Here is a 24,288-nt window from a genome sequence, read left to right on the forward strand (position 1 = left end):
ATGCCGGCCGGTCTCACGGATTATGTCTGATTCCAACGCTTTGGATCGTTCGCGGCGCCACGGCGCGCGGGCGGCGCTTTTTTCGGCTTGCCCAGGGGGCGCCCGCGCCTAGACTGAAGACTTTCCAGGTTTTCATTTTCGATCTTTTTGACGGATTTTCACCATGTACAACAAACGTCTCGAAGCATTGCGCAGCAATCCGGGCGGCGACTGGCGGCCGGCCGACCTTGAAATCACAGCTTCCCAATATGCGCTGAAGTTTCGCAAGGTCACGGGAACCCACGTGGTCTTCACCCATCCCTCGGTCCCCAATTGCGTGGCCGTGCCGATGAAGGGGAGGATCCGCGCGGTGCACGTGCGGGCGTTCGTCGAGATGATCGATCGCATGGACGGGTTCGACCAATGACCGACATCGCCGCCTATCGCCATGAGCTGAAGCCTATCGCGCCCGAGGAGGGCGGTGGCTTCGTTGCGTGCTTTCCCGACATTCCCGGATGCCTGGGTGTCGGTGATACGCCAGAGGAGGCGCTGGCCGACGGGCGGCTGGCCCTGTTCGCCTGCATCGACGCCCTGAGGGCCGCAGACCGGGTGCCGCCGGAGCCTTCGGCGGGCTGACCTGCGATCTCATACCATCGGCCCCGGTCTTCAGACCGGGGCCAAGCGGGGCCGCTCAAGCGCCGTGCGGGCTTGACCAAAAGCCCATGAGTCAAGCTCACGAACTTTGGTCTCAGCGCCCGCCGGGTGGGCGGCGCGCGGCCTGCTCCTCCATCCAGGCGGACACCGTGTCCAGCAGGCGGATGGCCGCCGGCAGCTGGGCATGGGCCTCCGCCTGGGCCGGGGTGTCCGGCTCCAGCGTCCGCCACCAGGTGATGAACTGGCCGATCAAGGCGCGCCCGGGGATCTGCCCGAAGGCCAGGCCCGGGAAGGCGACACGTCCGAATGCCGCCTCCACGTCCCGCAGCCGGCCCGACACATAGGCGCGGTCGTCGTCCTCCAGGGGGAAGGGGTGCTCCGGCGCGCGGCGCACCATGCGCACTTCGCTGAGCTCGGGAATGTAGTCGGTCCGGGTCACTGCGGCCTCGCTGCGGGCCCCCGCGCCGGGCCTGGGCGGCGCCGGGCGGAGTCGGCCGCATTCTTGCACGTTTGGTGCCATGGACTTCGCGAGCGACAATACCGGCGGCCTCGCGCCCGCCATCCAGGCGGCGCTCGCCCGCGCGTCGGCAGGCCATGCGGCGGCCTATGGCGGCGATGAGGGGTCCGCCCGGCTGGACGCCGCCTTCGGCGTCCTGTTCGAGACCGAGGTGCGGGTGTTTCCGGTGCTCAGCGGCACGGCGGCCAATGCCCTGGCCCTGGCGCACCTGCTGCCGCCCTGGGGCGCGGTGCTGTGCCATGCGGACGCCCACATCCAGACCGACGAATGCGGGGCGCCGGAATTCTTCAGCGCCGGCGCCAAGCTGCTGACCCTGCCGGGCGATCACGGCCGCATCGACCCGGCGGCGCTGGCGGCCCGGCTCGATGCGCCGGCCTCGGCGCATCAGGTGCAGCCGGCGGTTCTGTCGCTCAGCCAGGCCACTGAGGCGGGCACATGCTACGCCGCCGCCGCCCTTGCCGCCTGCGCCGGGGCTGCGCGCGCCAGGGGCCTCAAGGTGCACATGGATGGCGCCCGCTTCGCCAACGCCGTCGCCGGGCTGGGGCATAGCCCCGCCGCCCTGACGTGGCGGGCGGGGGTGGACGTGCTGTCGTTTGGCACCAGCAAGAACGGCGGGATGATGGCGGAAGCGGTGGTGTTCTTCGATCCGGCGCTGGCGGCGGGCTTCGACCGGCGGCGCAAGCGGGCCGGCCAGCTCATGGCCAAGGGGCGGTTCCTGGCGGCGCAGCTTCTGGCCTCCATCGAGGACGGCCTGTGGCTGCGCCTGGCCGGACACGCCAATGGTCTGGCGCGGCGGCTGGGGGCCGGGTTGGCGGCGCTCGGGTACGTTCCGGTGCATCCGGTGGAGGCCAACTCTGTTTTCGTGCGTTTGCCCGAGCCGCTGGCCCAGGCGCTGCGGCACCGGGGCGCACGATTTTATGATTGGCCGACGCTGGGGCCGCAGGGCCGGCGTTTCGTCACCTCCTTCGCCACCGGCGGGGAGGAGGTGGACCGCCTGATCGAGCTGGCGAGGGTGGGCTGATGGACCCCGCCGCGCCCCCAGACCATCGCGCGCCCCTGGAGCATCTCGCACCCCTGGAGCATCTCGCACCCCTGGAGCATGCCGCGCCCGCGACCCATGCCGAGGCGGTCGCCATTCACGCGGTGCCGGCGGTGCTGGGGCCATCCGGCTTTCGCCTGCTGGTGCTGCGAGAGTTCCGCGCGGCGGACGGGCCGCCAGCCTTCGCCCTCATCACCCAGCATCTGCTGCGCCCGCCGCACCGGCTCAACCGCCATGGGGTGTCGTTCGCGCTGACCTTCCAGCCGGACGTGATGGCGGCGCTCTGCGCCCAGATCGGCCGCCCCGCCCGTCGCGACGGCGCCGGACAGGTGGCGCGCAACCCGTCCTGGCCGGCCTTCGGCTGGTCCCCCGCGCCGCGGGCCTGGGCCGACGGGACCGGCACCGTCGAATGGTGGGCGCGGGTGGAATTTCCAGCCCCCGCTGCCTGGACCGCCTTTCAGGCCCGTTTTGCTGAACGCCTCGCCGGGCGGCTGGAGCCCGCCTGCGCACTGGAGTGACCCCATGAGCCCGCTCACCATCGCCTGTCCCCATTGCGACGCCCGGATTCCGCACGCCTCCAGCGTCGAGCTGAAGGCGGCACGGTGCGGCGCCTGCTGCCAGCCGCTGTTCACCGGCCGTCCCATGGTGCTGACCGCGGCGCGCTTCGATGCCCACACTGCCGCCGACGGATTGCCGCTGCTCATCGACTTCTGGGCCGACTGGTGCGGCCCCTGCCGCTCCCTGGCGCCCATGTTCGCGGCCCTGGCGGCCGAGTTCGAGCCCCATGTGCGCTTTGCCAAGGTGGATACGGACGCCGAGGGCGAGCTGGCCAATTCCTTCCGCATCCAGACCATCCCCACCTTGAGCTTCGTGCATCGCCGGCGGGAGGTGGCGCGGGTGTCCGGGGTGCTCGCCGCCGGGGAACTGCGGCGCTGGATCTACAGCGCCCTGTCGGAGGCCGACGCGGCGTTGGAGCCGGCCCGCTGACGGCGCCGGGGCCGAAGTCATCCGTTCTTCATCGTCAGATTGGGAGTTGCACCGTGACCCTCGTTGCCGAGACCCGTTTCATCGAGAAGGAAGCCGAGTTCGCCTTTCCCGTGGAGACCGTCTGGCGCGCCATGACCGATTCGGAATGGCTTGCCGTGTGGTTCTTTCCCAACGACATCCAGCCGGTCGTGGAGCACAAGTTCACCATCTGGAGCCGTCCGGTGGAGCGCTGGGACGGCGAGTTCCGCTGCCAGGTGGTGGAGGTGCAGCCCGAAAAGCTGCTGAAGTTCACCTGGCGCGGCGGCCATGAGGAGCTGAAGGGCTTCGGCCGCTTCATCGACACGGTGGTGACCTGGACCCTCACCCCCACCGAGACCGGCACCCGCCTCACCTTTCGGCATGACGGCTTTGCCGCCGAGGCGGCCTCCGACAACGTGTTCGAGATCATGTCCAAGGGCTCGGAAAGCGTGCTGCGGGCCCTGGCCAAGCGCCTGCCGGACCTGGTGGAGCACGGCGCCTGAGCCGGTCACGAAAAAGGGGCCGCGCGAACGCGGCCCCCTCGATGCGGCCTGCGCCCGGCGGGCGCGCGCGGCTCACTTCTTGGCGGTGACCAAGGGGCAGTTGCCATCGGCCAGCGGGCGGAAGGCCTCGTCGGCGGGGATGGTGGCGACCAGCTCATAAAGGTCCCACGGGCCCTTCGAGTCCGCCGGCTTCTTCACCTTGAACAGGTACATGGGGTGGGTGGCGCGGCCGTCGATGCGCACTTCGCCCTTGCCGAACAGCGGGTCGTCGATGGGGGTGGCGCGCATCTGCGCCATCACCTTGGGGGCGTCCTTGGTGTTGATGGCCTTCACTGCGTTCAGATAGTGCATGGCGCTGGAATAGACGCCGGCCTGGGCGCTGGTGGGCATCTTGCCGTTGAACTTCTCGGCGAAGCGCTTGGAGAAGGCGCGGGTGTCGTCGTTCAGGTCCCAGTAGAAGGCTTCGGTCAGCAGCAGGCCCTGCGCCGCCTGCAGGCCCAGCGCCTTCACGTCGCTGGAGAAGATGAGCAGGCCCGCCAGCGACTGGCCGCCCTGGGTGATGCCGAACTCGGATGCCTGCTTGATGGCATTGATGAGGTCGGAGCCGGCATTGGCGAAGCCGATGACCTTGGCGCCGGACGCCTGGCCCTGCAGCAGGAAGGAGGAGAAATCGGTGGCGCTCAGGGGGTGCTTGACGCTGCCGGCCACGGTGCCGCCGGCCTTCTTCACGGCCGCGGCGGCATCGCGCTCCAGCGCGGCGCCGAAGGCGTAGTCGGCGGTGATGAAGAACCAGGGCGTTCCACCCTGCTTGGTGAGGGCGGAGCCGGTGCCGTTGGCCAGCGCCCAGGTGTCATAGGTCCACTGCACGGTATTGGGCGAGCACTTGGCGCCGGTGAGATCGGAGGTGCCACCACCGGAAACGAGGAAGATCCTGTTCTTCTCGCGCGTCACGTCCGTCACCGCCAGGGCCACGGAAGACGTGGTGGTGTCCATGATGACGTCGACGTTTTCCTGGTCGTACCACTTGCGGGCGATGGCGGAGCCGACGTCCGGCTTGTTCTGGTGGTCGGCGCCGACCACTTCCACCTTGATGCCCTTGTTCTTGGCCATGAAGTCGTCGGCCGCCATCTGCGCCGCCACCACCGAGCCGGGGCCGGAGATGTCGGCGTACAGCCCCGACATGTCGTTGAGCACGCCGAGCTTCACGGGGATGTCCTCGGCCTTCGCGCCGGTGGTGGCCAGGGGCGCGGCCAGGGTCAGCAGCGTTGCCGCGAGCAGCAGGTTGCGTGTCTTCAATGTTTCCTCCCTCATCAGAGCTTGTTCGCGTTCTTGTTGGGCGCGAGCATAGCCGAGTTTCTTTCCTTGGCGTGTTTTGATCACGCAAAACTGAGCGTCATCCGCAGAAGAGTGCGCCCTTCGCCGCGCCGCCGCCGGCTCACGCCATCTTCAGGGTGACGCCGCCGTCCACCACCAGGTCGAGCCCGGTGACGTAGCGGGATTCGTCGCTGGCCAGGAACAGGGCGGCATAGGCCACGTCCCAGGCGGTGCCCATGTGGCCCATGGGCACCTGCGCGTCGCGGGCCTTCCACATGGCCTCCACGTCGCCCTTCGCATAGGTGTCGGCGAGGCCGGTGGACTTTTCCACCATGGGCGTCTTCATGAGCCCGGGCAGCACGCAGTTCACCCGGATGTTCCTGCCCGCATATTCCACCGCGGTGGTGCGCGAGAGATGGTTCATGGCCGCCTTGGTGGCGTAGTAGGTGGAATACGGCACGCCGGTGTAGCGGATCGAGGCGATGGACGAGATGTTGACGATGGAGCCGCCGCCCTGGCGCTCCATCACCGGGATCACGTGCTTCATGGCCAGGAAGCAGCTCTTGAGGTTCACCTGGAACATGCGGTCCCACACCGCCTCGTCGAGCTCCACCACGCCGCCCACTTCGGCAAGGCCCACATTGTTGTCGAGCACGTCGATGCGGCCATAGTGGCGTATGCAGGCCTCGACGAAGCCGGCGATCTCGGCGGGCTTCGACACGTCGGCCTGGAACGCCTGCGCGTCGCCGCCCTCGGCGCGGATGATGTTGGCGGTCTCCTCGGCGGCGGCGGGGTTCACGTCCACGCAGAACACCTTGGCGCCCTCGCGGGCGAACAGCACCGCGGTGGCCTTGCCATTGCCCCAGCCCGGTCCCACCGAGCCGGCGCCCACCACCAGCGCCGTCTTGCCCGAAAGCCGTTCACCCATTGCATCTCTCCCTGATCTTGTCGTTGTCCGCCGGTGTGCCCGGTCGGGTGTCGGCGGCGAGCCGAGGGGCCGCGTTGGCGCGCGGCGCTCAGCGTGCGGGGGCCGGCCGCCGCTCGGCGGTCTCGGCCCGCAGCACGGTCTTGAGAATCTTGCCGTAATGGCTCTTGGGCAGCTCCTGCCGCCGCTCATAGCGCTTGGGACGCTTGAAGCGGGCGATGGCTGACAGGCAATGGGCGTCCAGCTCGGCGTCGGTGACCGCGGCGCCGGGGGTGGTGACCACGTAGGCGATCACGTTCTCGCCCCACTCCGGGTCTGGCTCGCCCACCACGCACACCTCGGCCACGGCCGGATGGGTCAGCAGCGCCTCTTCCACCTCGCGCGGGTAGATGTTGGTGCCGCCGGAAATGATGACGTCCTTGGAGCGGTCGGTGAGCGTCAGGAACCCGTCCTCGTCCATGCGGCCGAGATCGCCGGTGAACAGCCAGCCCTCCTTGATGGCCGCGGCGGTGGCCTTGGGGTTGCGCCAATAGCCGCGCATGACGGTGGTGCCCTTCACCACGATCTCGCCGGTTTCGCCCGGCGGCAGGGTGCGCCCGTCGGCATCGGCGATGCGCACCTCCACCACGCTCTGGGCGACGCCCACGGAGGCGAGCCGGGCGCGCCCGGCCTCGGTGCGGGTGTCGGCGTGATAGCCGCGGGCGAGGGCGGTGATGGCCATGGGGCTTTCGCCCTGGCCGTAGATCTGCACGAAGCGCTGGCCCATGACCGAGATGGCCGCTTCCAGGTCGGCCAGATACATGGGCGCGCCGCCATAGATGACGGTCTTGATGCCCGTGCCGTCCTCGCCGCGCCGTCGCGCCGCCTCGGTCAGCCGGCGCACGATGGTGGGGGCGGCGAAGAAGGTCAGGTTGCCGATCTGGTGGCCCAGGTCGAGCACCTCGTCGGCGTCGAAGCCACCGGAGGCGGGCACCACATGGCGCGCGCCGACGCGCACATGAATGAAATTGTAGAGCCCGGCGCCGTGCGACATGGGCGCGGCATAGACGATGGCGTCCTCGGCCCGGGCCTGATCCACGTCGGCGAGATAGGCGAGCGACATGGCGACGAGATTGCCGTGGCTCAGCATCACCCCCTTGGGGCGGCCGGTGGTGCCGGAGGTGTAGAACAGCCAGGCGAGGTCATCGCCCGCGCGGGCCAGGGGTTCCGGCTCGGGCGGCGGCGTGCGCAGGGCTTCGAACGCCGGGCCCTCCACGTCGATCACCGGGGGCAAAGCGGCGGCCCCGCCGACCTCCTCCAGCGCCTCCAGCGCATGGCCGGCGGCGAAGGCGAGCTTGACCTCGGCATCGGCAAAGATCCATGCCGCCTCGTTGCCGTGCAGCTTGGCATTCACCGGCACCGCCGCCGCGCCCGCCCACCAGATGCCGTACAGGCATTCGAGGTAGCGGGTGTGGTTGCCCATGAACACGCCGACCCGGTCGCCGGGGGCGATGGCGTGCCGGTCCCGAAGGGCGCGGGCGATGGCCCCGGCGCGGCGGGCGAAGGTGGCGTAGTCGGCCTCCACGCGCGTGCCGTCGAGCAGCGCCGGGGCCCGCGGGGCGAGACGCGCGCGCGCCGCCAGCCAGAGGGCGATGTTCATGGCCGCACCACGGCCACGCGGACGCAAAGGGAACGAGAACCGGCGCGGCGGCCGGGCGGATGTGGCGTCATATTTCCTCACCTGTGGGGAGATGATCTCCCCCGCGCCGGTGGTCCGGCGTCGTTCAAGGTTTCGTGCGTTCAGGTAAGCCCCGGTGACAGGCCGGCGGCAATGCGTAGAATTACGCGATGTTCGTTCACGAAAGGCCGGCCATGGAGGACGAGGCTCAAGCTCTGGCGGAAGGATTCCTGAGCGCGCCGGTGGCGCTGGCCCTGTCTCGCCATCGCATCATCGCCGCCTGCAACGGCGCCTTCGCCGACCTGTTCCGCACCGATCCCCAGGCGCTGGCGGGCCGCTCCCTGGCGCAGCTCTATCCCTCGGTGGATGCGTTCGCCGACGTGGTGGACCACTGGCTTGCGCCCCTGCGCGAGGGCGGCGCCTTTGCCGACGAGCGCTTCATGAAGCGGGCCGACGGCGAGCTGTTCTGGTGCCGGGTGGCCGGCCGCTCGCTCAGCCCGGCGGACCCGCTGGCCCGCGCGGTGTGGAGCTTCGGCGAGCTGCCGACGCCCCCGTACCTGGACGCGACCCTGTCACGGCGCGAGCGGGACGTGGCCTGCCACGTGGCGCGCGGGCGCACGAGCAAGGAGATCGCCAAGCTGCTGGGCCTGTCGCCGCGCACGGTCGAAGGCCACCGGCTGCGCCTGATGCGCAAGCTGAAGGTGAACAACGCCGCCGAGCTGAACCTGCGCATCGGCGGCGGACTCGGGTGACGCCGTCCTCGTCCGTTGCCGCGCTTCAGGTGTAGGCTGGCCGCCGGAAGATCCTCGGGAGGCCCCGGCGCATGTATCTGTTCGTCATCCTGGCCACCATGCTCGTGCTGCCGGTGGCCTCCATCGGCGCGGAACTGGCGCTGCACGGCGGGAGCCTGCCGGCCCTGGCGGGCAAGTGGTTTACGTTCTGGGGCGTCGGCGTGCGCATCATGCTGGCGGCGGTGAAGCAGATGGCGCAGCCGGAGTTCACGGCGCGGATCCTCGGGCTCGCCGATCCGCGCGCGCACATCGTGGTGCGGGAGCTGGGCTTCGCCAATGCCGCCATTGCCCTGCTGGCGCTGCTGTCGCTGGCCTGGCCCGCCTTCCTGGTGCCGGCGGCGCTGGCCGGGGCGGTGTTCCTCGGGCTGGCCGGGGTGCAGCATGCATGCGTGGCGGAACGCAACGGCCAGGAGAGCATCGCCATGGTCTCCGACCTCGGCCTCGCCGTCGTGCTGGCCCTGGCCCTGGCGTGGCGCCTGGCTTGAGCGAGACGCCGGGCCGGGGGAGGCGTGCGCCTAGGCGTTGACCATGCCGGAGACGCCGGCGAAGGCGCCGGGGCTCAGCTCCGCCACCAGCAGCCGCGCCGGGTCCACCGGGCCGGGCAGGGCGACGGTGCCGGGGGGCACCGGCTTGAATCCAAACTTGGCATAATAGGGCGCGTCGCCCACCAGCACCACCAGCCGGTGGCCGGCGGTCTCCGCGGCCTTCAACGCCACGTCCATGAGCCGGGCGCCGATGCCCACCGACTGGAACGGCGGCTCCACCGACAGCGGGCCGAGCAGCAGCGCCGGGGTGGCGCCCACCCGGACCTGCGTCAGCCGCACCGAGCCCACCAGCATGGTGCCCACCCGGGCGGTGAACGACAAGGACCGCTCGTGGCCGGCCTGCTCGCGAATGCGGAACGCGGTGCGCGCGAACCGGCCGGGGCCGAAGGTGCGTTCGTGCAGCCGGTTCACGGCTGCGTCGTCGTCGGGGGTCTCAGTGGCGATGGTGAGGGGAAGCTCGGTCATGCTGGTCTTCGGCGATCGGAGGGCGGGATGGTGCAATCCGCCCGGGCCCCGGCGCGCGGGGCGTCGCCGAAGGGGGGTCAGGCGGGCAAGGCGACGCGTGCGCTCTGGCGCACCGCGTTCATTCGTCGTCGCTGCTGGCCCCGGGCCATGGCGGTCCTCTCGCCGGTGTCTCGATTCTTGAGGAGGCGGGCGATAGCATGCTCTCTGGCGCCGGTCCAGGGGGAGCCGGCGGCATGGGTCCGGCATGGACGCAAGCGGTGCTTGCCCGCGTGCGCATGGCCGTGGCGGGAGCGGGTGCCTATCTGCAGCGCAGGCGGACGCGCGCGGCCCGGGCCCGGCGCCGCCGCCCCCATTCAGGAGCGAGGTCATGGGCCTTCTCATCGACGGCGTCTGGCACGACCAATGGTACGACACCGCCAAGACCGGCGGGCGCTTCGAGCGGCAGGTGTCGCGCTTCCGCAACTTCGTCACCGCCGACGGCGCCCCCGGGCCGAGCGGGGAGGGCGGCTTTCCCGCCGCAGCGGGGCGCTATCATCTCTATGTGTCGCTGGCCTGCCCCTGGGCCCACCGCACCCTCATCATGCGGGCGCTGAAGCGGCTGGAGCCGGTGATTCCGGTGAGCGTGGTGGAGCCGTTCATGGGGAGCGAGGGCTGGACCTTCGCCGCGCCCGATCCGGTGCTCGGCAAAACCCGCCTGCACGAGGTCTACACCACAGCCGATCCCGCCTATTCCGGCCGGGTGACGGTTCCGGTGCTTTGGGACCGGGAGCGTTCCACCATCGTAAGCAACGAATCCGCCGAGATCATCCGCATGTTCAATTCGGCCTTCGCCGCCTTCACCGGTGATACGGCCGATTACTATCCCGGGGCCCTGCGGGCCGAGATCGATGCCGTCAACCAGCAGGTGTACGACGACGTGAACAACGGCGTTTACAAAGCTGGATTCGCCACCACCCAGGCCGCCTACGAGGCGGCGGTGGGGGTGCTGTTCGCCCGTCTCGACGCGCTGGAGGCACACCTGTCGCGCCATGCCTGGCTGGTGGGCGACGTGCTGACGGAGGCGGACATCCGCCTGTTCACGACCCTGGTGCGGTTCGACCCGGTCTATGTGGGCCATTTCAAGTGCAACCTCCGCCGCATCGCGGATTATCCCAACCTCTTCAATTATTTGAAGGCGCTGTACCAGCGCCCCGAGATTCGCCCCACGGTGAATTTCACCCATATCAAGCGGCATTATTACGAGAGCCACCGCACCATCAATCCCACCGGCATCGTGCCCGTGGGGCCGGTGATGGACCTCGACGGACCGCAGGATCGCGGGCGTTTCGCCGGGGCCTGACAGGGCGGCGGGTCGCTCGTCGTGAAGCTGTCACCGCGCCCGCGCAGAAGGGCGCGGGCCGGGCCGCGCTGGCGCACCAGGGTGTTCGGGCGTAGCGTGGCGTCCGCGCCGGCATCCCTCAATCGAGGAACGATCGTGAACCCTCCCCTGCATACCGAGCGCCACCTCGTGGATCGCATCGGCTGGCTGCGCGCCGCCGTGCTCGGCGCCAACGACGGCATCATCTCCACCGCCTCGCTGATGGTGGGCGTCGCCTCGGCGGCCACCGCGTCGGAGGATGTGCTGGTGGCCGGCATCGCCGGCATCGTCGCCGGCGCCCTGTCCATGGCGGCGGGCGAATATGTCTCGGTGTCCTCGCAGGCGGACACCGAGGAGGCGGAGCTGGCGCAGGAGCGGCGCGAACTGGCCGCCATGCCGGACTTCGAGCAGCGCGAGCTGGCCGCGATCTATGTGAGCCGGGGCGTGGAGCCGGAACTGGCGGCGCAGGTGGCCGCGCAGCTCATGGCGAAGGATGCCCTCGGCGCCCACGCCCGCGACGAGCTGGGCATTTCCGAAGTGGTGGTGGCGCGGCCGATCCAGGCGGCGCTCACCTCGGCCGGCACCTTTTCCGCCGGCGCCATCGTGCCGATCATCACGGCGGCGGTGGCGCCCCAGGGGGTGCTGGTTCCGGCCATCTCCATCGTGTCGCTGCTGCTGCTGGCGGCGCTCGGCGCGGTGGGAGCGAGGATGGGCGGCGCCGCCGTCCTCAAGCCCACCCTGCGCGTCGCCTTCTGGGGCGCGCTGGCCATGGCGGTCACTGCCGGCGTCGGCCACCTGGTGGGGGCGGCGGTCTGATCGCTCCGGCCGGGGCCGTCAGGCCTCGTAGATCCAGCCGTAGCGGTCCAGCAGGGTGCTGCCCTGGCGCCGGATCACCAGATCGCGGGCGAATCGGGGCACGCCGGAGAGGTGATAGATGACGCCGTTGCGCCGCGCCTCCCGCTGGATCCGGGCGGTGCGGGCCTGCCGGTCGCTCTCGTAGCTCCGGAGGGCGGCGGCCGCGTCACGGTGACCGGTGACGGCGCGGGCGAGGGCGGCCGCATCCTCAATGGCCTGGGCCGCGCCCTGGGCGAGGAACGGCAGCATGGCATGGGCGGCGTCGCCCAGCAGGGTCACCCGGCCGGCGCTCCAGCGCGGCAGCGGGTCGATGTCGTAGAGGCCCCAGCACAGGAAGTGGCCGGCGCTCTCCAGCAGCGTGCGCGCCTCGGGGGCCCAGCCGGCGAAGGCCTGATGCACGGCGGCGCTGTCGCCGGGGGCGTTCCAGCGGGCCACCGGCGTCGTTTCCTTCACGATGGCGACCACATTCAAGCTGGTCCCGCCCTTCACCGGATAGACCACCAGATGAGCGTCGCGGCCGAGATAGAGCCGCACCTCGTTGGGATGGCCGTCGGGCACGTTGACGGTGGCGCGATAGGCGAGGCGCCGCGCGAACACCGGCGGCGCCGATGGGCCGACATGGCCGCGCACCGCCGAGCGCACGCCATCGGCGCCCACCAGGATGTCGGCGCCATGGGCAATGAGATCGCCGCCCTGGTTCACCACCGCCCGCACGCCGCCGAAGGCGGGCTCGACGCTGGTGAGATCGGCCCCCAGCGCAATGGCGGCGCCGGACTGGGCGGCGGCGTCCGCCAGCAGGGTCTGCAGGTCGGCGCGATGGACCACCAGGAAGGGCGCGCCGTAGCGGGCGGCGGCGGGGGCGTATTCGGCCCGGGTCAGGGTGGCCCCGGTGCGCCCGTCGCGCACGTCCAGGGCGCGCGGCGCCACCGCCACCGCCTCCAGCCGGTCGAGCAGGCCGAAGTCGCGCAGCACGCGGGTGGCGTTGGGGGTGAGCTGAAGCCCGGCGCCCACCTCGCGCAGCCGCTTCGCCCGCTCCACCACCTGGACGGCAAGGCCGGCCCGGCTGAGCGCGATGGCGCAGGCGAGGCCGCCGATGCCGCCGCCAACGATGACGGCGCTGCGGGCCGCGAGCTGCGGCTTCGGTCGGAAGGGGATGGGATCGGGCATGTCAGTTCCGACCGCCACGGCGGCCGGCGGAAAGCGGCGGCGTCAGGCGGCGGCGGATGTCTCGTCCTCGTCGTGCCACACGCACGCCTCCGGCTTGGCGGCGCCGGCGCCGAGCGCCGGATTGTAGCGGTAGAGGGTGGAGCAGTAGGGGCAGACCTTCTCCGTATCCTCGCCGAGGTCGAGGAAGATATGGGGATGGTCGAACGGCGGCGCGGCGCCGACGCACATGAACTCCTTGCTGCCCACCTCGATCACCGTGAGCCCGAGGTCGTTGCAGAAGTGAGGAATGCCGGTGTCCGCCATGGCTCTGCCTGTAGAGGATCTAAATTGCGCCGCGACCTTATCCTCTGCGCGGCCATGATGAAAGGGGGGCCGGCGCGGCACTTGCGCCCGAGCCGCGCGCCGGCGGCATTGCCCGGCGGGCTGAGCCCGGCCGCGTGCCGCCCGTGAACCGGGGCCCTGTTCGCGCGGTGGCGGTGGGCCCATATGGTGGGGGACATGGCTCGCATCCTCGCCCTTCTTGCCCTTCTCGCCGCGCTCCTGGGGGCGGCGCCGTGGCTCGTGCCGCTGGCCAAGCAGGGCGTGCGCCTGGTGGCCGCGCGTGATGATCCGGCCGTTCTCGCCGACCTCGGCCTGGCCGATTTCTCGGCCGCCGACGCGGCCTCCGCCATCGACGCGGCGTTGCGGGGGGACGACGCGGCGCTCGCCGCCTCCTACGTCGCCCTCGCCGATGCCCGGGCGCTCCCGTTGCCGGCCGAGCTGCGCGCCCGGGTGGCGGCGGCCACCGCCCCGGCGGCGCAGGCGGCGCGGACCGCGCGCAGCTTCGGCGCCGGCTTCGCCACCGGCCAGCCCGAGGATCTGGCCGGCCTCACCGGGGCGCTGGTGGGCGACATGATGGTCTGGGGCGACATTCGCGACGCTTCCCGCGAGGGCTGGAAGCTGGCGCGCGGGGAGGCGGCCGACGAGCTGATTCTCGGCCTGTCCGCCGTGGGGCTGGCGCTCACCGCCGGCACCTATGCCACCGGCGGGGCCAGCCTGCCGGTGCGGGCCGGGATCACGGTGGTGAAGGCGGGCGCCCGCACCGGCCGGCTTTCGGTGGGGCTGGCGCGCAGCCTGACGCGGGCGGCGCGCGAGAGCGTGGACCTCGCCGCCCTGCGCCGGCTCGCCGCCAATCCCGTCGTGGCCGATGCGGCGGCGCTCAAAGGCGTGGTGCGCACCGACCGGCTGGCGGGTCTCGCCCGCATGCTGGACGATGTGGCGACCGTGGAGGCCAAGGCCGGCACCCGCGCCGCTCTTGAAGGGCTGAAGGTGGCCGATGGCGGGCGCGACCTTGGCCGGGTGGCCCGGCTGGCGCAGGCCAAGGGCGGGCAGACCCTGGCCATCCTGAAGACCCTGGGGCGCGGCGCCATCGTTGTCACCGGGGTGCTGCTGAAGCTGGTGTGGTGGGGGCTTGCGGCCTGCGCCTATGCCTATCTGCTGGTGTCCTCCATCAACGCCCTCTGCGTCGCCTGCGCCCGGCGGCTGTGGCGGCGGGGCGGGCGGCGGGGCGGGGTTGGCAGCGGCGGGGCGCGGCACTAGGGTCGCGCCGGTTCCGGCATCGCGGGGTCGCGGGCCGCGCGCAGGACGTCTCCATGCCCCATTTCAATTCCGACGGCATCGACATCGCCTATCTCGACCAGGGGGCGGGCGATCCGGTGCTCCTCATCCACGGCTTCGCCTCCAACAAGGAGATCAACTGGGTCGGCCCGTCCTGGGTGAAGACCCTGACCGAGGCCGGCCACCGGGTGATCTGCTTCGACCACCGCGGCCACGGCGCCTCGGGCAAGGTCTACGACCCGGCCCTCTACGACACCGCGCGCATGGCCGAGGACGCCCGGCGCCTGCTCGCCCATCTTCACATCGAGCGGGCCGACGTGATCGGCTATTCCATGGGCGCGCGGGTGGGGGCCTTCATGGCGCTGCTGTTTCCCGAGGCGGTGCGCGCGCTGGTGATCGGCGGGCTCGGCATCCACCTGGTGGACGGGGTGGGCCTGCCGCAATCCATCGCAGACGCCATGGAGGCGCCGCGCCTGGAGGATGTGGCCGACCCCATGGGCCGCATGTTCCGCGCCTTCGCCGACGCCAACCGGCAGGACCTGAAGGCGCTCGCCGCCTGCATTCGCGGCTCGCGGCAGGTGCTGACGCGGGAGGAGGTGGGCCGCATCTTCCAGCCGGTGCTGGTGGCGGTGGGCACCCGCGACGCGGTGGCCGGCGACCCGGGCCCGCTGGTGGACCTGCTGCCGGACGGCGAGCTGCTCCCCATTCCCAACCGGGACCACAATCCGGCGGTGGGCGACAAGGTGTTCAAGCAAGGCGTGGTGGAGTTCCTGCGGCGCCGGCCCTGAGCCCGATCTCGTACTCGTGAAAGGCACGGCTGCACCGCGCTACCGGGCGTTCTCGCCGGGGCGCGGGCTATGATAAGAAGGCAGCCAAGTGTTCTTTCTCGAGGAGGCATGCATGGGACAAACTCCGGTGCCGGTTCAGTCCACGCCCATGATGCAGGGTGAGGCGTCCACGGTGCGCCTGACCAAGGCGGCCGTGGACCGCTGGCATGACGTGGTGGACCCGGTGTGGGCCCGCGTGCGCAACGAGGCCGAGGACGCGGCCGAGCGCGAGCCGCTCATGACCGCGTTCCTGACCGGCGCCGTGCTCGGCCAGCCGAGCCTGGAGGCCAGCGTCGGCCAGCGCATCGCCATGCGGCTCGACCATGCGGACGTGCCGGCGGCGGTGATCCTGGCCGCCTATCTGGAGGCCACCGCCGACGACAAATCCATCGCCCAGGCGCTGCGCGCCGACATCATGGCGGTGGTGGACCGCGATCCGGCGGCCGGCCGCGCGCTTGATCCGGTGCTCTATTTCAAGGGTTTCCATGCCATCCAGACCCACCGCCTCGCCCATTGGCTGTGGATGCGCGGCCAGTTCGACCTGGCGCTGTACCTGCAAAGCCGGGTGTCGTCGGTGTTCGCGGTGGACATCCATCCCCAGGTGCCCATGGGCCGGGGCATCTTCCTCGACCATGCCACCGGCGTGGTGATCGGCATGACGGCGGTGATCGAGGACGATGTGTCCATTCTCCAGGGCGTCACCCTGGGTGGCACCGGCAAGGAGACCGGCGACCGGCACCCGAAAATCCGCCGGGGCGTGCTGATCGGCGCCGGCGCCAAGGTTCTGGGCAATATCGAGGTGGGTCGCTGCGCCCGCATCGCCGCCGGCTCGGTGGTGCTGAAGCCGGTGCCGCGCAACACCACGGTGGCCGGCATTCCCGCCAAGGTGGTGGGCGAGGCCGGCTGCGCCGAGCCGTCCCGCTCCATGGACCAGGTGTTTGAGGATGTCGCCATCTTCGCCGGCGCCGACATCTGACCGTGGCGCCGTGCCCGGCGGCCCTCCGGAGCGCCGGCCGGGCAGCGGGCACATATCTGGGATTTGTGCGCCGGCGTGCCTTGAATGCGCCCGGCGGGACGGTCATAAGGCGGCTGGCGGACATCAGGAGGCCAGCCTTGGACAAGAAAGACATCGAATCCGTTCAACGTTATCTGCGCACAAAGTTCGGAAACCCGCAGATCAAGGTCGTGGCACGGCCCAAGAAGAAGGATTCGGCTGACGTTCTTCTTGGTGAAGAAGACATCGGCATCATCTTTGAGGACAAGGAAGATGGCGATCTTTGCTATCATTTCCAGATGACGATATTTGATGTGGATCTTGAGGACTGAGGCGTCCTTCGCCTCGTTTGTGAAAGGCGCGGGGATGGGGACGTGGCGCGCCGCATGCCGTCGCCCCGCGGGCGTCCAGAACGCGCCAAGGACGAGGACATGACGCCATGAGCGGGTCGCAACCGCCGCGGGCGGTCGAGACCTCCACGGCCGGCGCCGGGGGCCATGGCCCCGCCGCCCGCTCCGGCGCGGAAATGGCGGCCGCGGGAAGCCGCGATCCCGCCGGGTTTTCGCGGTGCTTCTTCCCGCATGCCTCGTCTTGTCGCGCCCCAGGCGGAGTGGGCGCGGGCGTGACGGCTCCGTCGCCGCTGGTGTTCGGCCTTGCCGTCGCGCTCAACCTGGGTTTCGTCGCCACCGAGGCGGTGGTGGGGCTCTGGGCCGGGTCGCTCGCCTTGGAGGCGGATGCCGGCCACAACCTGTTCGATGTGCTCGGCCTGCTGCTGGCCTCCGGCGCCGCCTGGCTGCTGCGGCGCTCGGCGCGCACCGGGGCGGCGTTCGGGCCCGGCGGCCTGCCGTTCCTCGCCATCTTTGCCAATGCGGTGCTGCTGCTGGTGGGAACCGGGGCCATCATCGTCGAGGCGGTGCTTCGCTTCTTCTCGCCGCATCCGGTGCATACGGGGGTGGTGATGGCTGCCGCTTCGGTCGGGCTGGTCATCAAGGTGACGACGGCGGCCTTGCTGATGCGCGGCGGCGCCGGGCGCCGGCGGCAGGGCGCGGGCCTGCGTGTGGCGGCGGATGGGGCGGTGTCGCTCGCGGTGGTGGCTGCGGCCGCCGGCATCGCGCTGACCGGCTGGCTGTGGCTCGATCCGGCCGTGTCGCTGGTGATTGCTGGGATTATCCTCGCCAGCACCTGGCGCCTTGCCCGCGACAGTTTCAGCGTGAACGCGACGGAGGTGGGCGAAGCCGCCGACCGAGCCGAAATTCTGGCCTATCTGTCGCAACTGCCGGGGGTAAGCGCGGTAACGGAGCTGCGCATCTGGAGAGCGAACGCTGCGGAACTGGCGGCATGCGCCCATCTGGTGCGCCCCGGGGCGACGCTGGACGACGCTTTCCTGGCGCGGGCGAGCGAGCATCTGCGGGTCTGCTTTGGCATATCCCTGGTCACCCTCCAAGTGGAGGAGGGCGGCGCAGCGGCGCCCTCAGTTGCCGCACCCGGCCGCTGATCCTAAAGCCCGGCGAGCGTGGCGCATGGTGTTTTCTTCAAGCCGGTGCCGCGCTTGAACACGTCCCCGGGCGGCGGTTTTCCAAGCGAGCACATCCCTTCTGTCCGGCTCGAAGACCGGGCCCCGACCTGCGGCCGGCCGGGGGAGCGGGAACCGTCCGCAGGGGCGTCACCCCCGCGCGGCCGCGCTCCCGGGGCGGCTCGCCCCTCATGTCTTCACCCGCCCGTGCGCCCGTGGGGCGGAACGGATGCGCCATCGGACCTAGGCCGCCTTGATCGGAGGCAGGCCGTCCAGGGCCTCCCGGGCGACGGGCAGGAGGCCTTCGCCGCCGGCGGCGACGTGCGCGGCGATCTTGGCGCGCATGCGCGGGTCCCAGAACTTGGCGATATGGGTGCGCGTGGACTCCACCGCCGCCTCGTGCCGCTGCTGGGCGAAGGCGGTGGCGATCTGGTTGGCCATGTAGACGAGCTTATCAGCTGAACTATGCGACATGGGCGTCGTGCTCCGTCTCGTTGCCGAGCGCGATGCGCCCGGGATGGGTGAAGATCTCGAACCCGTCGACGCGCACCACCGCGCACAGGGTGATGCCGGCGGCCTGCGCCGTGCGGATGGCGAGGGAGGTGGGCGCTGAAACCGCGGCGATCACGCCCACGCCCAGCACCGCGGCCTTCTGCACCATCTCGATGGAAACCCGGCTGGTGAGCAGCAGCAGGCCCTTGTTCGTCTGCAGGCGGCGGGTGGCGGCGATGCCGACCAGCTTGTCGAGCGCATTGTGCCGGCCCACGTCCTCGGCCAGGGCGAGGATGCCGGCGCCGGGCTCGGCATAAGCTGCGGCATGGACCGCACGGGTTTCGCGATTGAGCGCCTGGAGCGGGCCCAGCGCCGCCATGGCGGCCAGGACCTGGTCGGGCGTGAGGCGCGGGCCGGCGACGACCCGGGCGGCGGGCTTCACCGCCTCGGCCAGGCTCTCCACCCCGCACAGGCCGCAGCCGGTGGGGCCGGCGAGGGCGCGGCGGCGGGCCGAGAGGGTGCGCATTTTTTCCTCGGCGATCCACATGCGCGCCTCGATGCCCTCCTCCACCACCAGCTCCTCCAGGGAGAGGATCTCGGATGGGTCAGCGACGATTCCCTCGGTCAGGGCGAAGCCAAGGGCGAAGGCGGGGATGTCGCTGGGGCTGGCCATCATCACCGCATGGGTGGTGCCATTGAAGGTGAGCGCCACCGGCGTCTCTTCCGGCACCGCGCGGCTGCCGCTGCTGACGATGCCGTCGCGCACCTGTACCCGCTCCACGCGCCGGGCCGGTGGCGGCGCCGGCAGGTCGGGTTGTGGCTCCCGCGGCAGCGGGCAGGCTGGCGCTGCGGCGAGGGCGGGGTCGGGCACGTCGGTCATGGGGCGCTTCGTTCCGCGCAGCCGAGGCCGCGCCTGTCATGGCAAAGACGGCGGCCCCTGGCGCGCCGTTGCGGATCGGGGCCTCTCCCCGCCAAGGAGAGGGATGGGCCTCGGCGGGGAGAGGGGCGGCGGGATGAGGGATCCGCGCCGGGTCTATTCCGCCGCTTCCGCCGCGACGCGACGGCTCTTGCGGCTCAGGTCCTCGTAGTCCTCCTGCCAGGCGGTGGGGCCGTTGGAGGGCGAAATCTGCACCGCCGTCACCTTGTATTCGGGGCAGTTGGTGGCCCAGTCGGAGAAGTCGGTGGTGACCACGTTGGCCTGGGTCACGGGGTGGTGGAAGGTGGTGTAGACCACCCCCGGCGCCACCCGGTCCGAGATCACCGCCTTGAGCGAGGTGGCGCCCGCGCGGCTCTCCAGCTTCACGAAGTCGCCGTCGCGAATGCCCCGGTTCTCCGCGTCGCTGGCGTGGATTTCCAGCACGTCCTCGGGGTGCCAGGCCACGTTCGCGGTGCGCCGGGTCTGGGCACCCACATTGTACTGGCTGAGGATGCGCCCGGTGGTGAGCAGCAGCGGGAAGCGGGGGCCGGTCTTCTCGTCGGTGGGCACGTATTCGGTGAGGATGAACTTGCCCTTGCCACGCACGAAGCCGCCGATGTGCATCACCGGGGTGCCGGTGGGGGCCTTCTCGTTGCAGGGCCACTGCACCGAGCCCAGCTCCTCCAGCTTCTGATAGCTCACCCCCGTGAAGGCGGGCGTGAGGGCGGCGATCTCGTCCATGATCTGCGAGGGATGGGTGTAATCCATCTTGAAGCCGAGCGCGTTGGCCAGCATCTGGGTGACTTCCCAGTCGGCATAGCCATTCTTCGGCGCCATCACCTTGCGCACCCGCTGGATGCGACGTTCCGCATTGGTGAAGGTGCCGTCCTTCTCCAGGAAGGTGCAGCCCGGCAGGAACACATGGGCGTAATTGGCGGTCTCGTTCAGGAACAGATCCTGCACGACCAGGCATTCGAGGGCGGCCAGACCGGCCGAGACGTGCTTGGTGTCGGGATCGGACTGAAGAATGTCCTCGCCCTGCACATACATGCCCTTATAGGTGCCCTCCACCGCCGCGTCGAACATGTTGGGAATGCGCAGGCCCGGCTCGTCGTCCAGGTGCACGCCCCACATGGCCTCGAACGCGGCGCGGGTGGCGTCGTCGGAGATGTGGCGATAGCCCGGCAGCTCGTGGGGGAACGAGCCCATGTCGCACGAGCCCTGCACGTTGTTCTGGCCCCGCAGCGGGTTCACGCCCACGCCCTCGCGGCCGATGTTGCCGGTGGCCATGGCGAGGTTGGCGATGGCCATCACCGTGGTCGAGCCCTGCGAATGCTCGGTGACGCCCAGGCCGTAATAGATGGCCCCGTTGCCGCCGGTGGCATAGAGGCGGGCGGCGCCGCGCACCAGCTCGGCGGGCACCTGGGTATACTTCTCCACCGCCTCGGGGCTGTGGCGCGCATCGGCCACGAACGCCGCCCATTCCTGGAAGTCTTCCCAGTCGCAGCGCTCGCGCACGAATTGTTCGTTCACCAGGCCCTCGGTGACCACCACATGGGCCAAAGCGGTGACGATGGCGACATTGGTGCCGGGCTTCAGGGGCAGGTGATAGGCCGCCTCGATATGGGGCGAGCGCACGATGTCGGTGCGGCGGGGATCGACCACGATCAGCTTGGCGCCCTCGCGCAGCCGCTTCTTGAGCCGCGAGCCGAATACCGGGTGGCCGTCCGTGGGGTTGGCGCCGATGATGAGCACCACGTCGGCCTTCTCGACGCTGTCGAAATCCTGGGTGCCGGCGGAGGTGCCATAGGTCTGGCTGAGGCCATAGCCGGTGGGCGAGTGGCAGACGCGGGCGCAGGTATCCACGTTATTGTTGCCGAAGCCGCCGCGGATCAGCTTCTGGACCAGGTAGGTCTCTTCATTGGTGCAGCGCGAGGAGGTGATGCCGCCCACCGATCGCTTGCCGTACTTTTCCTGGATGCGCTTGAACTCGGAGGCGGCGTAGGCGATGGCCTCCTCATAGCTCACTTCCTTCCAGGGGTCCTGGATGGAGGCGCGAATCATGGGCTTCAGGATGCGGTCCTGGTGGGTGGCATAGCCATAGGCGAAGCGGCCCTTCACGCAGCTATGGCCGCGATTGGCCTTGCCGTCCTTGTAGGGCACCATGCGCACCAGCTCGTCGCCGCGCATCTCCGCCTTGAAGGTGCAGCCCACCCCGCAATAGGCGCAGGTGGTCACCACCGAATGCTCGGGGGTGCCGATGTCGAACATGGCCTTTTCGTTCAGCGTGGCGGTGGGGCACGACTGCACGCAGGCGCCGCAGGAGACGCACTCCGAGGTGAGGAAGCTCTCGTCCATGCCCGGCGACACGCGGCTGTCGAAGCCCCGGCCGGAGATGGTCAGCGCGAACGTGCCCTGCACCTCCTCGCACGCCCGCACGCAGCGATTGCAGACGATGCACTTCGACTTTTCATAAGTGAAGTAGGGGTTGGACTCGTCCTTGCCGAGCTTGGTGTGGTTCTCGCCCTCGTAGCCATAGCGCACGTCGCGCAGGCCAACCACGCCGGCCATGTCCTGCAACTCGCAGTCGCCGTTGGCGGAGCAGGTGAGGCAGTCGAGCGGGTGGTCGGAGATGTAGAGCTCCATCACCCCCTTGCGGATCTGCTTCAGCCGCTCGGTCTGGGTTTTCACCACGATGCCCTCGGCCACCGGCGTGGTGCAGGAGGCGGGGGTGCCGTTGCGGCCCTCGATCTCCACCAGGCAGAGGCGGCAGGAGCCGAAGGCGTCGAGCATGTCGGTGGCGCAGAGCTTGGGGATCTGGTTCCCGATCTCCATGGCCGCGCGCATGATGGAGGTGCCTTCCGGCACGCTCACGCTCATGCCGTCAATGACGAGGGTGACCAGCTTCTCGGAGGTGGAAGCCGGCGTGCCGTAGTCAATTTCGTGAACGAGGGACATGGGCGTTCCTCCTGATTATTCTGCGGCGGCCGGCAGGCTCGGCGTGGCGCCGAAGTCTTCCGGGAAGTGGGTGAGGGCGCTCAGCACCGGATAGGGCGTGAAGCCGCCCAGGGCGCACAGGGAGCCGAGCTTCATGGTGTGGCAAAGGTCGTTGAGCAGAGCGAGGTTGGCCTCGCGCCGCTCGCCGGCGATCACCTTGTCGAGGGTTTCGACGCCGCGGGTGGAGCCGATGCGGCAGGGCGTGCACTTGCCGCAGCTCTCGTGGGCGCAGAACTCCATGGCGAAGCGCGCCATGCCGGCGAGGTCCACGGTGTCGTCGAACACCACCAGGCCGCCATGGCCGATGAGCGCATCCTTGGCCGCGAACGCCTCGTAGTCGAACGGGGTGTCGAACTGGGACACCGGCAGGTAGGCGCCGAGCGGACCGCCCGCCTGCACCGCGCGCACCGGCCGGCCGGACTGGGTGCCGCCGCCGATGTCGTTCACCAGCTCGCCCAGCGTGATGCCGAAGGCGGTCTCGAACAGGCCGCCAAACTTCACGTTGCCGGCGATCTGGATCGGCATGGTTCCGCGTGAGCGGCCCATGCCGAAGTCGCGATAGAACTTGCCGCCCTTGTCCAGGATCACCGGCACGGTGGCGAGCGACACCAGGTTGTTGATGACGGTGGGCTTCTGGAACAGGCCCTTGTGGGCCGGCAGCGGCGGCTTGGCGCGCACCAGGCCGCGCTTGCCCTCCAGGCTTTCCAGCAGCGCGGTTTCCTCGCCGCACACATAGGCGCCGGCGCCCATGCGCATCTCCAGGTCGAAGTCGAGCCCCGAGCCCAGGATGTTCTTGCCCAGCAGGCCGGCGGCGCGGGCCTTCTCGATGGCCTTTTCCATCACCACGAAGGCGAGCGGATATTCCGAGCGCGAATAGACGTAGCCGCGGGTGGCGTTCACCGCGAGGCCGGCGATGGTCATGCCCTCGATGAGGCAGAACGGGTCCGCCTCCATGATGAGGCGGTCGGCAAAGGTACCGCTGTCGCCCTCGTCGGCGTTGCAGACGATGTAGCGCTGGTCGGCCGGCGCCGCCGCCACCGTGCGCCACTTGATGCCAGTGGGGAAGCCGGCGCCGCCGCGGCCGCGCAGGCCACTGTCCACCACCTCCTCCACCGTGGCGGAGGGGCCGATCTCGATCGCCCGCTTCAGGCCGCGATAGCCGCCATGGGCCTCGTAGTCGGTGAGCGAGAGGGGATCGATGATGCCGACCCGGGCGAAGGTGAGGCGGGTCTGTTTCTTGAGATAGGGAATCTCATCCACCACGCCGACGCACAGCGGGTGGTCGGCGCCGTGCAGGAAGCCGGCGTGCAGCAGGTCTTCCACGTCGGACGGCGTCACCGGGCCGTAACCCACGCGGCCGTTCGCGGTCTCGATCTCGATCAGCGGCTCCAGCCAGAACAGGCCGCGCGAGCCGTTGCGGGTGATGTCGGCGGTGACGCCGCGGGCGAGCAACTCATGCTCCAGCTTGCGGGCCACCCGGTCGGCGCCGCAGGCCACGGCGGTGGCGTCGTTGGGAACGAAGATGCGGGGGGATTTCATCACGCCTCTCCGAAGCTTTTGCCATGGGCGAAGCCATCGGCCATGTCATCGATGGTGTCGCGGTCGAGCCGGCCGACCAGCTGGCCATCCACCAGCGCCGAGGGCGCGCAGGCGCACAGGCCGAGGCAATAGATGGGCTCAAGCGTGATCCTGCCGTCCGGCGAGGTCTCGCCCATGGCGACCCCCAGCCGGTCCTCGGCATAAGCGGCCAGGGCCTTGCCACCCATGGACTGACAGGCTTCGGCGGCGCACAGCTTCACCACATGGCGGCCCGGCGGCTCGCGGCGGAAGTCGTGATAGAAGGTGAGCACGCCATAGACTTCGGCGCGTGACAGGTTGAGGCTGTCGGCGATCAGCGGCACCGCCGGGTCGGGCACGAAGCCGAAGGTCTCCTGCAGCGCGTGCAGGATGGGCATGGTGGCCCCTTCGAGATGTCGAAGCTCCGCGATCACCTGAGCTGCGCGCTCGGTGCTCCAATCCTCATAGACCGCCATGGGCGTCCGCCTTCCCGCGTCAGACCGTTTCATCCGGGCCGCCAGGGCGACCCTTTCCTTATGATGATTTCAAACAGACTGTCACAAACGCGGCGGGGATCAATGCAGCTGTGGGATGGTGCAATAGAACATTTCTATGGTCCAGCC

General features: G+C 70.1%; 27 protein-coding genes. 15 read left to right on the plus strand and 12 right to left on the minus strand.

What is annotated here, in order from left to right; all coding sequences use genetic code 11:
* The first annotated feature begins 163 nt into the window (after nt 1-163).
* Together V5F53_RS01170 and V5F53_RS01175 are read left to right on the plus strand one after the other, a co-directional pair.
* The gene (locus tag V5F53_RS01170; protein WP_393998063.1) at nt 164-406 is read left to right on the plus strand and encodes a hypothetical protein; all 243 of its coding nucleotides are present in this window, start codon (nt 164-166) and stop codon (nt 404-406) included.
* Nucleotides 403-615 (plus strand): type II toxin-antitoxin system HicB family antitoxin, encoded by a 213-nt coding sequence (locus V5F53_RS01175; protein WP_393998062.1) that lies wholly within the window; start codon nt 403-405, stop codon nt 613-615. Before V5F53_RS01170 ends, V5F53_RS01175 begins: the two co-directional genes overlap by 4 nt.
* A 112-nt stretch (nt 616-727) precedes the next feature.
* Here V5F53_RS01175 and V5F53_RS01180 read toward each other — a convergent pair whose 3' ends face one another.
* Complete coding sequence (locus V5F53_RS01180) at nt 728-1,072, minus strand: hypothetical protein (protein WP_393998061.1); 345 nt, start codon at nt 1,070-1,072, stop codon at nt 728-730.
* Nucleotides 1,073-1,151: 79 nt separating this feature from the next.
* On the opposite strand from V5F53_RS01180, the gene V5F53_RS01185 reads away from it, so the two are divergent.
* Genes V5F53_RS01185 through V5F53_RS01200 form a run of 4 tightly spaced genes read left to right on the plus strand, consistent with a single transcriptional unit; the run spans nt 1,152 to nt 3,697 of the window.
* Nucleotides 1,152-2,171 carry a threonine aldolase family protein gene (locus V5F53_RS01185; RefSeq protein ID WP_393998060.1) on the plus strand — a complete coding sequence of 340 codons (1,020 nt, stop codon included), beginning with the start codon at nt 1,152-1,154 and terminating at the stop codon, nt 2,169-2,171.
* Nucleotides 2,171-2,707 carry a hypothetical protein gene (locus V5F53_RS01190; protein ID WP_393998059.1) on the plus strand — a complete coding sequence of 179 codons (537 nt, stop codon included), beginning with the start codon at nt 2,171-2,173 and terminating at the stop codon, nt 2,705-2,707. Before V5F53_RS01185 ends, V5F53_RS01190 begins: the two co-directional genes overlap by 1 nt.
* 4 nt (nt 2,708-2,711) lie before the next feature.
* Nucleotides 2,712-3,176, plus strand: a complete 465-nt coding sequence (locus tag V5F53_RS01195; protein WP_393998058.1) for a thioredoxin domain-containing protein — start codon at nt 2,712-2,714, stop codon at nt 3,174-3,176.
* Nucleotides 3,177-3,229: 53 nt separating this feature from the next.
* Nucleotides 3,230-3,697: an SRPBCC family protein gene (locus tag V5F53_RS01200; protein WP_393998057.1), complete on the plus strand. Its 468-nt coding sequence runs from the start codon at nt 3,230-3,232 to the stop codon at nt 3,695-3,697.
* A 72-nt stretch (nt 3,698-3,769) separates the two neighbouring features.
* Here the strand turns inward: V5F53_RS01200 and V5F53_RS01205 are convergent, their stop codons facing one another.
* From V5F53_RS01205 to V5F53_RS01215, 3 genes are all read right to left on the minus strand, one after another.
* Nucleotides 3,770-4,993: an ABC transporter substrate-binding protein gene (locus V5F53_RS01205; RefSeq protein WP_393998056.1), complete on the minus strand. Its 1,224-nt coding sequence runs from the start codon at nt 4,991-4,993 to the stop codon at nt 3,770-3,772.
* A gap of 139 nt (nt 4,994-5,132) precedes the next feature.
* Nucleotides 5,133-5,939 carry an SDR family NAD(P)-dependent oxidoreductase gene (locus V5F53_RS01210; protein ID WP_393998055.1) on the minus strand — a complete coding sequence of 269 codons (807 nt, stop codon included), beginning with the start codon at nt 5,937-5,939 and terminating at the stop codon, nt 5,133-5,135.
* 88 nt (nt 5,940-6,027) lie between these two features.
* Entirely contained in the window at nt 6,028-7,575 is a 1,548-nt protein-coding gene (locus tag V5F53_RS01215; protein ID WP_393998054.1) for a class I adenylate-forming enzyme family protein, read from the minus strand.
* Nucleotides 7,576-7,763: 188 nt separating this feature from the next.
* On the opposite strand from V5F53_RS01215, the gene V5F53_RS01220 reads away from it, so the two are divergent.
* Both V5F53_RS01220 and V5F53_RS01225 read left to right on the plus strand, forming a co-directional pair.
* The gene (locus V5F53_RS01220; protein WP_393998053.1) at nt 7,764-8,345 is read left to right on the plus strand and encodes a LuxR C-terminal-related transcriptional regulator; all 582 of its coding nucleotides are present in this window, start codon (nt 7,764-7,766) and stop codon (nt 8,343-8,345) included.
* A 71-nt stretch (nt 8,346-8,416) separates the two neighbouring features.
* Nucleotides 8,417-8,869 (plus strand): hypothetical protein, encoded by a 453-nt coding sequence (locus tag V5F53_RS01225; RefSeq protein ID WP_393998052.1) that lies wholly within the window; start codon nt 8,417-8,419, stop codon nt 8,867-8,869.
* A gap of 30 nt (nt 8,870-8,899) precedes the next feature.
* On the opposite strand, the gene V5F53_RS01230 is transcribed toward V5F53_RS01225, so the two are convergent.
* On the minus strand, nt 8,900-9,394 hold the full coding sequence (locus V5F53_RS01230; protein ID WP_393998051.1) for a GNAT family N-acetyltransferase: 495 nt from the start codon (nt 9,392-9,394) through the stop codon (nt 8,900-8,902).
* 367 nt (nt 9,395-9,761) lie between these two features.
* Here V5F53_RS01230 and V5F53_RS01235 point away from each other — a divergent pair, with 367 nt between their 5' ends.
* A complete protein-coding gene (locus V5F53_RS01235) occupies nt 9,762-10,733 on the plus strand; it encodes a glutathione S-transferase family protein (protein ID WP_393998050.1) in 972 nt (323 codons plus the stop codon).
* A gap of 135 nt (nt 10,734-10,868) precedes the next feature.
* Complete coding sequence (locus V5F53_RS01240; RefSeq protein ID WP_393998049.1) at nt 10,869-11,567, plus strand: VIT1/CCC1 transporter family protein; 699 nt, start codon at nt 10,869-10,871, stop codon at nt 11,565-11,567.
* A gap of 18 nt (nt 11,568-11,585) precedes the next feature.
* Here V5F53_RS01240 and V5F53_RS01245 read toward each other — a convergent pair whose 3' ends face one another.
* Together V5F53_RS01245 and V5F53_RS01250 are read right to left on the minus strand one after the other, a co-directional pair.
* Nucleotides 11,586-12,773 carry an FAD-dependent monooxygenase gene (locus V5F53_RS01245; protein WP_393998048.1) on the minus strand — a complete coding sequence of 396 codons (1,188 nt, stop codon included), beginning with the start codon at nt 12,771-12,773 and terminating at the stop codon, nt 11,586-11,588.
* Nucleotides 12,774-12,815: 42 nt separating this feature from the next.
* Nucleotides 12,816-13,076 (minus strand): zinc-finger domain-containing protein, encoded by a 261-nt coding sequence (locus tag V5F53_RS01250; protein WP_393998047.1) that lies wholly within the window; start codon nt 13,074-13,076, stop codon nt 12,816-12,818.
* 195 nt (nt 13,077-13,271) lie between these two features.
* Between V5F53_RS01250 and V5F53_RS01255 the strand changes: the two genes are divergently transcribed.
* The 5 genes from V5F53_RS01255 to V5F53_RS01275 all read left to right on the plus strand — a co-directional run bounded on the left by V5F53_RS01255 (nt 13,272) and on the right by V5F53_RS01275 (nt 17,685).
* On the plus strand, nt 13,272-14,351 hold the full coding sequence (locus V5F53_RS01255; RefSeq protein ID WP_393998046.1) for a hypothetical protein: 1,080 nt from the start codon (nt 13,272-13,274) through the stop codon (nt 14,349-14,351).
* 53 nt (nt 14,352-14,404) lie between these two features.
* Complete coding sequence (locus tag V5F53_RS01260) at nt 14,405-15,157, plus strand: alpha/beta fold hydrolase (protein ID WP_393998045.1); 753 nt, start codon at nt 14,405-14,407, stop codon at nt 15,155-15,157.
* Between the two features lie 151 nt (nt 15,158-15,308).
* Nucleotides 15,309-16,172, plus strand: a complete 864-nt coding sequence (gene cysE / locus V5F53_RS01265; RefSeq protein WP_393998082.1) for a serine O-acetyltransferase — start codon at nt 15,309-15,311, stop codon at nt 16,170-16,172.
* Between the two features lie 137 nt (nt 16,173-16,309).
* Nucleotides 16,310-16,522, plus strand: a complete 213-nt coding sequence (locus V5F53_RS01270; protein ID WP_393998044.1) for a DUF3126 family protein — start codon at nt 16,310-16,312, stop codon at nt 16,520-16,522.
* 290 nt (nt 16,523-16,812) lie between these two features.
* On the plus strand, nt 16,813-17,685 hold the full coding sequence (locus V5F53_RS01275; RefSeq protein ID WP_393998043.1) for a cation diffusion facilitator family transporter: 873 nt from the start codon (nt 16,813-16,815) through the stop codon (nt 17,683-17,685).
* Nucleotides 17,686-17,946: 261 nt separating this feature from the next.
* Here V5F53_RS01275 and V5F53_RS01280 read toward each other — a convergent pair whose 3' ends face one another.
* The 5 genes from V5F53_RS01280 to V5F53_RS01300 all read right to left on the minus strand — a co-directional run bounded on the left by V5F53_RS01280 (nt 17,947) and on the right by V5F53_RS01300 (nt 24,141).
* Nucleotides 17,947-18,177 (minus strand): formate dehydrogenase subunit delta, encoded by a 231-nt coding sequence (locus V5F53_RS01280; protein WP_393998042.1) that lies wholly within the window; start codon nt 18,175-18,177, stop codon nt 17,947-17,949.
* Nucleotides 18,167-19,075, minus strand: coding sequence for a formate dehydrogenase accessory sulfurtransferase FdhD (gene fdhD / locus V5F53_RS01285; protein ID WP_393998041.1), 909 nt, complete (start codon nt 19,073-19,075; stop codon nt 18,167-18,169). The genes V5F53_RS01280 and fdhD overlap by 11 nt, the downstream gene beginning before the upstream one ends.
* A 153-nt stretch (nt 19,076-19,228) precedes the next feature.
* Entirely contained in the window at nt 19,229-22,069 is a 2,841-nt protein-coding gene (fdhF, locus tag V5F53_RS01290) for a formate dehydrogenase subunit alpha (RefSeq protein ID WP_393998040.1), read from the minus strand.
* A 15-nt stretch (nt 22,070-22,084) separates the two neighbouring features.
* Nucleotides 22,085-23,647 (minus strand): formate dehydrogenase beta subunit, encoded by a 1,563-nt coding sequence (locus V5F53_RS01295; RefSeq protein WP_393998039.1) that lies wholly within the window; start codon nt 23,645-23,647, stop codon nt 22,085-22,087.
* Nucleotides 23,647-24,141 carry a formate dehydrogenase subunit gamma gene (locus V5F53_RS01300; RefSeq protein WP_393998038.1) on the minus strand — a complete coding sequence of 165 codons (495 nt, stop codon included), beginning with the start codon at nt 24,139-24,141 and terminating at the stop codon, nt 23,647-23,649. Before V5F53_RS01300 ends, V5F53_RS01295 begins: the two co-directional genes overlap by 1 nt.
* Nucleotides 24,142-24,288: the final 147 nt, after the last annotated feature.

The organism is Xanthobacter cornucopiae (genome assembly GCF_043195065.2).
In the GTDB taxonomy this organism is placed as follows: domain Bacteria; phylum Pseudomonadota; class Alphaproteobacteria; order Rhizobiales; family Xanthobacteraceae; genus Xanthobacter.

Coding starts and splice junctions, on each gene's coding strand:
- V5F53_RS01245 (WP_393998048.1), bottom strand. CDS start 12,773: ATGCCCGATCCCATCCCCTTCCGACCGAAGCCGCAGCTCGCGGCCCGC.
- fdhD (WP_393998041.1), bottom strand. CDS start 19,075: ATGACCGACGTGCCCGACCCCGCCCTCGCCGCAGCGCCAGCCTGCCCG.
- V5F53_RS01170 (WP_393998063.1), top strand. CDS start 164: ATGTACAACAAACGTCTCGAAGCATTGCGCAGCAATCCGGGCGGCGAC.
- fdhF (WP_393998040.1), bottom strand. CDS start 22,069: ATGTCCCTCGTTCACGAAATTGACTACGGCACGCCGGCTTCCACCTCC.
- V5F53_RS01185 (WP_393998060.1), top strand. CDS start 1,152: ATGGACTTCGCGAGCGACAATACCGGCGGCCTCGCGCCCGCCATCCAG.
- V5F53_RS01300 (WP_393998038.1), bottom strand. CDS start 24,141: ATGGCGGTCTATGAGGATTGGAGCACCGAGCGCGCAGCTCAGGTGATC.
- V5F53_RS01225 (WP_393998052.1), top strand. CDS start 8,417: ATGTATCTGTTCGTCATCCTGGCCACCATGCTCGTGCTGCCGGTGGCC.
- V5F53_RS01175 (WP_393998062.1), top strand. CDS start 403: ATGACCGACATCGCCGCCTATCGCCATGAGCTGAAGCCTATCGCGCCC.
- V5F53_RS01295 (WP_393998039.1), bottom strand. CDS start 23,647: ATGAAATCCCCCCGCATCTTCGTTCCCAACGACGCCACCGCCGTGGCC.
- V5F53_RS01220 (WP_393998053.1), top strand. CDS start 7,764: ATGTTCGTTCACGAAAGGCCGGCCATGGAGGACGAGGCTCAAGCTCTG.
- cysE (WP_393998082.1), top strand. CDS start 15,309: ATGCAGGGTGAGGCGTCCACGGTGCGCCTGACCAAGGCGGCCGTGGAC.
- V5F53_RS01280 (WP_393998042.1), bottom strand. CDS start 18,177: ATGTCGCATAGTTCAGCTGATAAGCTCGTCTACATGGCCAACCAGATC.
- V5F53_RS01260 (WP_393998045.1), top strand. CDS start 14,405: ATGCCCCATTTCAATTCCGACGGCATCGACATCGCCTATCTCGACCAG.
- V5F53_RS01235 (WP_393998050.1), top strand. CDS start 9,762: ATGGGCCTTCTCATCGACGGCGTCTGGCACGACCAATGGTACGACACC.
- V5F53_RS01215 (WP_393998054.1), bottom strand. CDS start 7,575: ATGAACATCGCCCTCTGGCTGGCGGCGCGCGCGCGTCTCGCCCCGCGG.
- V5F53_RS01195 (WP_393998058.1), top strand. CDS start 2,712: ATGAGCCCGCTCACCATCGCCTGTCCCCATTGCGACGCCCGGATTCCG.
- V5F53_RS01255 (WP_393998046.1), top strand. CDS start 13,272: ATGGCTCGCATCCTCGCCCTTCTTGCCCTTCTCGCCGCGCTCCTGGGG.
- V5F53_RS01210 (WP_393998055.1), bottom strand. CDS start 5,939: ATGGGTGAACGGCTTTCGGGCAAGACGGCGCTGGTGGTGGGCGCCGGC.
- V5F53_RS01250 (WP_393998047.1), bottom strand. CDS start 13,076: ATGGCGGACACCGGCATTCCTCACTTCTGCAACGACCTCGGGCTCACG.
- V5F53_RS01230 (WP_393998051.1), bottom strand. CDS start 9,394: ATGACCGAGCTTCCCCTCACCATCGCCACTGAGACCCCCGACGACGAC.
- V5F53_RS01190 (WP_393998059.1), top strand. CDS start 2,171: ATGGACCCCGCCGCGCCCCCAGACCATCGCGCGCCCCTGGAGCATCTC.